8 protein-coding genes and 1 pseudogene are annotated in these 9029 nt (G+C 66.7%); 4 read left to right on the forward strand and 5 right to left on the reverse strand.

Annotation, left to right across the window (positions count from 1 at the left end; genetic code table 11):
- The 3 genes from RMN84_RS06905 to RMN84_RS06915 all read right to left on the reverse strand — a co-directional run.
- On the reverse strand, positions 1-281 hold a 281-nt coding region (locus RMN84_RS06905), incomplete at its 3' end, for a nucleoside-diphosphate kinase (protein WP_309611448.1).
- A gap of 112 nt (positions 282-393) precedes the next feature.
- Positions 394-825 carry a DNA polymerase III subunit chi gene (locus tag RMN84_RS06910; protein WP_309611449.1) on the reverse strand — a complete coding sequence of 144 codons (432 nt, stop codon included), beginning with the start codon at positions 823-825 and terminating at the stop codon, positions 394-396.
- Positions 826-937: 112 nt separating this feature from the next.
- The gene (locus RMN84_RS06915; protein WP_309611450.1) at positions 938-2398 is read right to left on the reverse strand and encodes a leucyl aminopeptidase; all 1461 of its coding nucleotides are present in this window, start codon (positions 2396-2398) and stop codon (positions 938-940) included.
- 167 nt (positions 2399-2565) lie between these two features.
- On the opposite strand from RMN84_RS06915, the gene RMN84_RS06920 reads away from it, so the two are divergent.
- Genes RMN84_RS06920 through rsmA form a run of 4 tightly spaced genes read left to right on the forward strand, consistent with a single transcriptional unit; the run spans position 2566 to position 8077 of the window.
- A complete protein-coding gene (locus RMN84_RS06920) occupies positions 2566-4785 on the forward strand; it encodes an LPS assembly protein LptD (RefSeq protein ID WP_309611451.1) in 2220 nt (739 codons plus the stop codon).
- Positions 4786-4836: 51 nt separating this feature from the next.
- Positions 4837-6222, forward strand: a complete 1386-nt coding sequence (locus tag RMN84_RS06925) for a peptidylprolyl isomerase (RefSeq protein WP_309611452.1) — start codon at positions 4837-4839, stop codon at positions 6220-6222.
- Between the two features lie 5 nt (positions 6223-6227).
- Positions 6228-7244, forward strand: a complete 1017-nt coding sequence (gene pdxA, locus RMN84_RS06930; RefSeq protein ID WP_309611453.1) for a 4-hydroxythreonine-4-phosphate dehydrogenase PdxA — start codon at positions 6228-6230, stop codon at positions 7242-7244.
- Positions 7241-8077 (forward strand): 16S rRNA (adenine(1518)-N(6)/adenine(1519)-N(6))-dimethyltransferase RsmA, encoded by an 837-nt coding sequence (rsmA, locus tag RMN84_RS06935; protein ID WP_309611454.1) that lies wholly within the window; start codon positions 7241-7243, stop codon positions 8075-8077. Before pdxA ends, rsmA begins: the two co-directional genes overlap by 4 nt.
- On the opposite strand, the gene RMN84_RS06940 is transcribed toward rsmA, so the two are convergent.
- Positions 8074-8571, reverse strand: a complete 498-nt coding sequence (locus RMN84_RS06940; RefSeq protein WP_309611455.1) for a tetratricopeptide repeat protein — start codon at positions 8569-8571, stop codon at positions 8074-8076. The genes rsmA and RMN84_RS06940 overlap by 4 nt on opposite strands.
- Before the next feature lie 29 nt (positions 8572-8600).
- Positions 8601-9029 (reverse strand): annotated as a pseudogene (locus RMN84_RS06945) (RsmB/NOP family class I SAM-dependent RNA methyltransferase); the annotation flags it as partial.

Genomic DNA, 9029 nt, shown 5'->3' on the forward strand with positions numbered 1-9029 from the left:
TTGGTCGCGCCCATGATGTCGCGGTTGCGCTGGACGGCGTTTTCGCCCTCCAGCACCTGGACCACGACCGGGCCCGACACCATGAAGTCGCACAGATCCTTGAAGAAGGGCCGCTCGCGGTGGACGCCGTAGAAGCCTTCGGCCTGGTCGCGGGTCATGTGGATGCGCTTCGAGGCGACGACGCGCAGGCCGGCCTCCTCCAGCATCTTGGTGACCGCGCCGGTCAGGTTGCGGCGGGTGGCGTCGGGCTTGATGATCGAAAAGGTGCGGGTCAGCGCCATGGTGGCACTCCTGTAATGTGGGGATGAGGGGGTTGGCGCGGCCCCTAGCCGGGTGGACGCGAGAGGGCAAGGTTTACGCCTTTTGCACCCACTTGCCAGGCGTGCGTTGGGGTCAACCCCGTTGAGCCCAGCCTCCGCCTTCCTGCGCCCAATATCGTCGTTCGACCCCTTCCCTGCCCGACAGCAGTTTCCACGCCAGCCGCGCCGGTTCGATCTGCGCTTCGTCGAACAGGAAGAAGGCGCGGTCGAAGGTCAGGGCGGCGTCGCGCCACTCGCCGTCGGCAATCGCGATGTTGCGCGCGAGATTGGGCGCGTCGGGGGTGGTCGAGAGCAGGATTGGCTGGCGTGCGTCGTCTGCGCCGGTGACGCCGTGGGGCAGGAAGGTCGGGCCGTCGGACCATAGCTGGCGGTCGAGGCGGGCGAGCTGGGCCTCGTCGGCAGAGATGACCAGCAGGCGCTGATCCTCGGCCAGCAGCCGGGTGGCGATGCTGGAGAGGATGGTGTCGGGGGTCGCACCGCCGAGCTGGTAGAAGTCGACTTTCATGCGGCTATCTCTCCGTTCGTCCTGAGCGAAGTCGAAGGGCGGAAGCGTGATCTCACCTCGATGCCCTTCGACTACGCTGCGCTTCGCTCAGGACGAACGGTTCATCGTCACACTATTGCTCACACACATCCGCAACATATTGGTCGAGGAGGCGCACGCCATAACCGGTTGCACCCTTGTCGTAAGTGGTCGCCGGCTTGTCGCTCCACGCCATGCCGGCGATGTCGAGATGGGCCCATTTGACGCCCTCATCGACGAACCGCGACAGGAACATCGCGGCGGTGATCGAGCCGCCTTCGCGCGGGCCCACGTTCTTGACGTCGGCGATCGGGCTGTCGATCAGCCGGTCATAGGCCTCGCCCAGCGGCAGCCGCCACAGCGCATCGCCCGATGCCTTGCCGGCGGCGGTGAGCTGGGTCGCCAGGCCCTCGTCGTTAGCGAACATCCCGCCATATTCATGGCCGAGCGCGACGACCATTGCGCCGGTCAGCGTGGCGAGGTCGATAATCGTCGTCGGCTTCACCTTCGCCTGCGCCCAGGTGATCGCGTCGCACAGGACCAGCCGCCCCTCGGCGTCGGTGTTGATAACCTCAATCGTCTGACCCGACATCGACGTGACGACGTCGCCTGGTCGCTGGGCATTGCCGTCGGGCATATTCTCGACCAGCCCGCAGATGCCGACGACATTGGCCTTGGCCTTGCGCCCGGCGATTGCCTTCATGGCGCCAGCGACGGCGCCCGCGCCACCCATGTCCCACTTCATCGATTCCATGCCGGCGGCGGGTTTGATCGAGATGCCGCCGGTGTCGAACGTGACGCCCTTGCCGATCAGGCACAGCGGGGTCGCGCCGGGTTCGCCGCCATTCCAGCGCATGACGAGCAGTTGCGCATCGCGGACCGAGCCTTGCGACACGCCGAGCAGCGCGCCCATGCCGAGCTTGGCCATCTCCGCCTCGCCGAGCACTTCGATGTCGATGCCGAGCCCGGCCATCGCCGCGCGGCAGCGGGCGACGAAGCTTTCGGGGTAGATGATGTTGGCCGGTTCGGCGACCAGCTCACGGGTCAGCTCGACTCCGCCCGCGACTGGCGCCCAGCGCTCGGTCCAGCGCGTTTCCGCACCGGCCGCCGCGCCAACGATGGTCAGCGTGGCGAGGGTCGGCTTCTGCTTGTCCTTCAGTTTGGTGCGATAGCGGTCGTGCCGCCACGCGCGCAGCACCGCCGCGAGCGCAACGCGGGCGGCGGAATCCGCATCGAAATCTAAGCCGGTCAGATCAACTACGGCGTGGGTCTCGCCCGAAGTCAGCAGCTTGGCCGCGATCGCACCGCCCAGTTTCTCGGCGCTGTCCGCCGGCTTGCCGAGCGCGCCGAGGCCGACCAGCAGCAGGCGGCGACCGCCATCATCGTCGAGATAATGTTCGGCTGTGCCGCCCGCCTCGCCGTCGAAACGCTGGCGGCGCAGCGCTCCGTCGAGCGCCGCGCTGCGATCGCCGAGCGCTGGCCGGTTGCCGCCCATGGCTGGAATGACGAGCGCATAGTCGCCGGTCGGGCGGGTTTCGGCGAAGCTGATCTGCATGGAAGTCCTCAAATGGCTGAAATTTGAATCGGCGGCACCCTTAGGCGGCGTCGACAGCCAAGGCAAAACGTCTCGCGCGGCCGATCGCTGCACTCGGTGATTGCCGCCTTGCGGACGAGGTGCAATAGGCGGACCCGAACCCGTTATCCGGCCGAGGAAGCCAGGCGTTGCGCGCATCGAGATTTTGTTGGACCGCGCTGCCCCTGTTGCTCGCCGTCCCGACTGCCAGTTGGGCGCAGGAAGCGGCGGCGCCAGTCGAGACCCCCGGACCAGCTCCAACGACGAAGGACGGCACGATCGATTTCGCCGCCGACCAAGTTGCCTATGAGAACGACAGCGAGGTCGTCACGGCGTCCGGCGCGGTGCGGCTGGCGCGGGACGGCAATTACCTCGCCGCCGATCGCGTCACCTGGGACCGCAAGACCGGCAAGGTCCAGGCCGCCGGTAATGTCGTCGTGCTCGATCCGCGGGGCAACAAGCTGATCGGCGACAAGGTCGACCTGACCGATTCGCTCAAGGACGGGACGATCGACAATCTGCTCGTCGTGCTCGACACCGGTGGGCGGGTCGCGGCGCGGCGCGGATCGCGCGTCAATGGCGCAATCATCCTCGACAATGCGATCTACACCGGCTGCCCGGTGACCAGCGAGTGCGGCAAGGCGAAGCGGCCGAGTTGGACGATTACCGCCGCCCGGGTCGAGCGATCGGCCGACGGCAAGGAAATCCGTTTCAAGGGCGGGCGGATCAACATCCTGGGCGTCAGCCTGCCGCTGCTGCCGATCTTTTCGGTCAAGACCGACCAAGGCGGTACGACCGGCATCATCATCCCGGATTTCTCTTACTCGCATTCGAACGGGTTGGAGGTTGCGGTACCCTATCATCTCCAGTTCGCGCCCAATCGCGACGCGACACTGACGCCGCATTTTTACACCGGCAACGCTCCGGCGATCGACGCGCGCTATCGCCAGCTGACGAAGATCGGCGCGTTCCAGGTCGGCGGCTTCCTGACCTATGGCCGCGTCGACAGTTCGACGACGCTGCAGCCGATCGGCGACAAGGCCGTGCGCGGCTATTTCGAAGCCAATGGCAAGTTCCAGTTCAACCCCGACTTGAGCCTGACCACCTCGCTCCGCGCGGCGACCGACAAGACCGTCACGCGCCGCTACGACCTGACCCGTGACGACCGGCTGCGCAGCTTCGTCGATCTCGAGCGGATCACGCTCAACAGCTATATCTCGATCGCCGGCTGGGTGTTCCAGGGCTTGCGCGTCGACGACCGGCAGCGGACGATCCCGATCGCCCTGCCTGCAATCGACGCCCGCTTCCGGCTGGCCGACCCGGTGCTCGGCGGGCGGGTCGAAGTCCAGGCCAACAGTCTCGCCATCACCCGGCTCGATGGACAGGATACGCAGCGCGCTTTCATCCAGGCGCGGTGGGACCTGCGCAAATTGACCAAGATGGGTCAGGAGTTGACCTTTACCGCGCTTGGCCGGGGCGATGTCTATCACACCAGCGATTCGGCGGCGACGACGACTGCCCTCTATCGTGGTCTCGACGGCTGGCATGCGCGCGGCATCGGCGCGCTGGTTGCAGACGCGCGCTGGCCGCTGGTCGGAGCGGCGTTCGGCGGCAGGCAGATGATCGTCCCGCGCGTGCAGGTGGTGCTGACCCCGCCGACACCAAACCTAGAAATTCCGAACGAGGACAGCCGGTCGATCGACCTCGATGACAGCAACCTGTTCGCGATCAACCGCTTCTCCGGCTACGATCGGTGGGAGGACGGGTCGCGCGTCACCTATGGCGTCGAATATCAGCTTGAGCGCCCGCGCTTCTCGATCGATACGGTCATCGGCCAAAGCTATCGGCTGACGCGAAGCCCGACGCTATTCCCGCAGGGCACCGGCCTGACCGATCGCTTCAGCGACATCGTCGGCCGCACCCGCCTGCGCTATGGTCGCTTGATCGACATTTCGCATCGTTTTCGCATCGACAAGGGCAATTTCACCGTCCGCCGCAACGAGCTCGACCTGACCGTCGGCAGCGACGAGACTTACCTTCAGGTCGGCTACCTCCGCCTCAACCGCAACGTCGATCCGGCGATCGAGGATTTGCGCGACAAGGAGGAAGTGCGGCTGGCCGGGCGGTGGAAGTTCCGCCGCTACTGGTCCTTGTTCGGGGCGACGGTGATCGACCTCACCAACAAGGCTGAAGATCCCTTGTCGCTGGCCAACGGCTTCGCCCCGGTGCGGCACCGACTGGGAATCGATTATGAGGATGACTGCCTGCAATTTGGCGTCCAGTGGCGGCGCGACTATGAGCGCATCGGGACCTTCCGGAAGGGCAGCACGTTCGCCATCCATTTCGCGCTGAAGAACCTCGGCCGCTAAGGCTGGGTTCAGCGGGATGGCGGCAGGGGGTCGCTCGCTGAGGGTTGGACAATGAGGATTATCCGCGTGATATCGAGCAAGATGATGGGTTGGGCAACGAAGCTGGCGGCAGGGGCGGCGATCGCCGTTGCCGGGAACGCGCTGGCGCAGCAGGCAGGGGGCGATGAGTCGCAATCGCCCTCGGGCGAGATTAACAGCACCGCCGGGCTTAAGCTGCCGTCAAATCCCGAACTGTTCGGGACAACCATGCCGACCGAGATCAAGGCGACCGCGATCATCAATGGCGACGTTATTACCCAGACCGACATCGATCAGCGCCTCGCGTTGCTGGCGATTTCCAATGGCGGGCAGATTCCGGCCGACCAGATGCAGGCGCTGCGCGGTCAGGTGCTGCGCAACTTGATCGACGAAACGCTGCAAATCCAGGCGGCAAAAGGCGAAGATATAAAGGTCTCCAAGGACGATATCGACAAGACCGTCGCCCGCGTTGCCGGCAATGTGAAGCAGTCCCCCGAGCAGATGGCCACCTATCTCAAGTCGAAGGGCAGTTCGATCCGCTCGATCCGCCGCCAGATCGAGGGCGAAATCGCTTGGTCGCGACTGCAACGCGCCAAGATCGAGAATAATGGCAGCGTCGGCGACGACGAGGTCAAGGCGGTGATCGACCGGATGACCGCATCGAAGGGCACCGAGGAATATCGCGTCGGCGAAATCTTCCTCGCCGCCGCGCCGGGCCGCGAGAGCGCGGTGCGCGACAATGCCGGGAAGATCCTCGCTGCGTTGCGCCAGGGCGGATCGTTCGTCGGCTATGCCCGGCAGTATAGCGAATCCTCGTCGTCGGCAGTCGGCGGCGACCTTGGCTGGATGCGGCCAGAAATGCTGCCCGAGCCAATCGCCGCCGCGATCCGCCAGATGCAACCGGGTGCTATTTCCAATCCCATTGCCAACAGTGGTGGCTATTCGATCGTCGCGGTGCAGGACACTCGCAAGATCCTGACCGCCGATCCGCGCAGCGCGGTGCTGAGCCTGAAGCAGGTTTCGATCAGTTTTCCCAAGGGCATGACCCGCGCCCAGGCCGAGCCGACGGTACAGCGCTTCGCCCAGGCGGTGACCAGCGTCGGCGGTTGTGGCGGCGCAGACAAGCTGGCGACCGACTTCAAGGGCGAGATCGTCTCTTCCGACCAGGTCAAGCTGCGCGACCTGCCCGCGGCGTTGCAGGAGATGATGCTGCCGATGCAGGTCGGTCAGGCGACCCGCCCGTTCGGATCGATCGAGGAAGGCGTGCGGACGCTCGTCATCTGCGGTCGCGACGAGGCCAGCCCGAGCCAGCCGAGCTTTGACCAGGTCTATGCCCAACTCAACGAGGAGCGGACCAACCTTCGCGCCCGGCGCTATCTGCGGGACCTGCGCCGCGACGCAATAATCGATTTCAGGTAGGATTTTTGGCAAGCAACAGTCCACTGCCCCTCGCAGTATCGCTCGGCGATCCGGCGGGGATCGGTCCCGAGATCGTCGCCAAATGCTGGGACCATCGCGCCTCGTTCGGCCTGCCGCCATTCGTCGCGGTCGGCGATCCGCGCGCGATCGCGGCGGTGTGGGACGGCGAGGTGATCGTGATCGACGATCCGCGCGAGGCGGATGGGGCGTTCGACCACGGCCTGCCGATGCTGGCGATCGCCGCGACCCAGGCAGGGGAGCCGGGCCAGCCGACGCTCGCCGGGGCGCACGCTTCGCTCGACGCACTCGAACTGGCGGTGGGCCTGGCACGGTCTGGCACGGCGAGCGCGGTAGTGACGGCACCGGTCAGCAAGGAGCAACTCTACGCGATTGGCTTCACTCATCCTGGCCAGACTGAATTCATCGCTGAGCGCTGCGGCGTGTCGGCGGCGAACGTCGCGATGATGCTTGCCGGGCCGACGCTGCGAACGGTGCCAGTGACAATCCACGCGCCGCTGGCCCTTGTGCCGGGAATGCTGACCAGCGCGCTGATCGAAGCACGCGGGCGGGCGGCGCTGCGTGGCCTGCAGAAGAATTTCGGGATCGAGCGGCCGCGCCTCGCCGTCGCTGCGCTCAATCCGCACGCCGGCGAAGGCGGGACGATCGGACGCGAGGAGATCGACATCATCGAGCCGGCCATCGCCGCGCTGCGCGCCGAGGGGTGGCTCGTCACCGGCCCCTTCTCCGCCGATTCGATGTTCCATGCCTCCGCCCGCGCGCAATATGATGCGGCGCTGTGCATGTATCACGACCAGGCGCTGATCCCGCTCAAGGCGCTGCACTTCGAGGAGGGCGTCAACATCACGCTCGGCCTGCCGATCGTCCGCACCGCCCCCGATCATGGCACGGCGTTCGACATTGCCGGCACCGACTGCGCCGACCCGCGCGCGATGGCGGCGGCGATGCGCGTTGCGGCGGGTGCGGTCCACGCGCGGCAGATCGCGTGCAGCCGGGCGGCGTGAGCCCGGCGCCGCTTCGACCAGAACCCCTCCGCGACGTCATCGCCCGCCACGGGCTGTCGGCAAGCAAGGCGCTCGGCCAGAATTTCATCCTCGACCGCCAGTTGCTGGCGCGGATCGCGGCAATCCCCGGAGAGCTGGCGGGGCAAACCGTTTATGAGGTCGGGCCGGGACCGGGCGGCCTGACCCACGCGCTACTCGACAGGGGCGCGAACGTGGTCGCCGTCGAGCGCGACCGGCGTTGCCTACCTGCATTGGCGGAACTGAGTGAGGCATTTTCCGGCAAGCTGCGCCTGATCGAGGCGGATGCGCTGACGATCGACGAGCGTTCCGAAGTTGGAATCGGCGCGCATATCGTTGCCAACCTGCCTTATAATGTCGGCACCGCGCTGCTGCTGCGGTGGCTCGCCGGGCCGTGGCCGCCGTGGTGGCGCTCGCTGACACTGATGTTTCAGCGCGAGGTCGCCGAGCGCATCGTCGCGGCGGCGGGCAGCGAGCATTATGGCCGGCTGGCGGTCGCGGCGCAGTGGCGGGCGACACCGGCCCTGGCCCTGCCAGTCCACCGTTCGGCCTTCACCCCGCCGCCCAAGATTGCGTCGGCGGTGGTCCACATCGTGCCGGCGGCGATGCCGGAGGGGGTCGATCAAGGGGTGATCGAACGGTTGACGGCGGCGGCATTCGGGCAGCGGCGCAAAATGCTGCGGCAAAGCCTGAAGGCGATGCCAGGGGCGATCGCGGCGGCCGAGGGGCTGGGGATCGACCTTCAGCTGCGAGCCGAGGTGCTCAGCGTTGCGGATTATGTCGCGGTGGCGCGGGTGCTCAGCGCGACGCGTTAATTCTTCTTCGTCGCGGTCACTTGGGGCTTCACCGCTGCCACCGTCGGCCCGCGCGCAATCGCCGCGCCCAGTTCCGCCGCCTGCGGGCAGCCACCCTTGGCGCAAATCTGCTGCAGGCGGACGAGGTTCTGCTGAGCGCGCGGGGTCGCCCCGGCCTCGACCATTGCCACGCCCTGCACCGCTAGCGCGTCGCGGTCATTCGGCTCCAGGCTCAGCGCCTTGCCGGTGAAGCGGATTGCCTTGCCGAACAATTTCTGGCGGGTCGCGACGCGGGCAAGATCGACAAAAACGGCGCGGTTGCGCGGATCGACCGCCAGTGCCGTCTCAAAACTGTCGTTGGCGTCCTCAAGCTTGCCCGCGGCCAACGCGGCCTCGCCCTGCCGCTGCAGCTGGATCGACAGCGGCGCAATCTGGTCGTCGGGCTTCTGCGCCGCCAGCGGGGCAAGGCCCATCGCGCCGAACGCCATCGCCAACAGGATCAACCGCTTCGCCATCTGTCACTCCATCCGATCAGGCCCGACTATCACGACCGCACGAGCCGCGCGACGAAAAATCCGTCGGTCGCATCATGGCCCGGGGTGAGCAATCGACCCGGCCCCTCGATCCGGCCCATGCCGTCAAGCTCATCCTGCGCGCTCCATCCTGACTGGCGGCCTAAGATAGCGCCAACTTGATCCGCGCCTTCGCGGGTCAGCAGCGAGCAAACCGCATAGACTAGCACGCCGCCCGGCTTGATCAGCGGCGCGGCGAGATCGAGCACGCGCGCTTGCAGGGCCATGACGCGGGCGAGACGATCCGGCGTCAGTCGCCACCGGCCCTCGGGGCTCCGCCGCCACGTTCCGCTACCCGAGCAGGGCGCATCGACCAGCACGATGTCCGCGCTTGCGGCGAGATTGGCCAATCCTTCGGCCTCGCGCGGCGCGTCGAGCAGGCGCGTCGTGACGGTCGCCCC

It is taken from the genome of Sphingomonas sp., assembly GCF_031380695.1.
Taxonomy (GTDB): Bacteria; Pseudomonadota; Alphaproteobacteria; order Sphingomonadales; family Sphingomonadaceae; genus Sphingomicrobium.

Excerpts from the sequence above, each read along its gene's own strand:
- RMN84_RS06910 (WP_309611449.1), bottom strand. The coding sequence starts at position 825 with ATGAAAGTCGACTTCTACCAGCTCGGCGGTGCGACCCCCGACACCATC.
- RMN84_RS06915 (WP_309611450.1), bottom strand. The coding sequence starts at position 2,398 with ATGCAGATCAGCTTCGCCGAAACCCGCCCGACCGGCGACTATGCGCTC.
- RMN84_RS06925 (WP_309611452.1), top strand. The coding sequence starts at position 4,837 with ATGAGGATTATCCGCGTGATATCGAGCAAGATGATGGGTTGGGCAACG.
- RMN84_RS06940 (WP_309611455.1), bottom strand. The coding sequence starts at position 8,571 with ATGGCGAAGCGGTTGATCCTGTTGGCGATGGCGTTCGGCGCGATGGGC.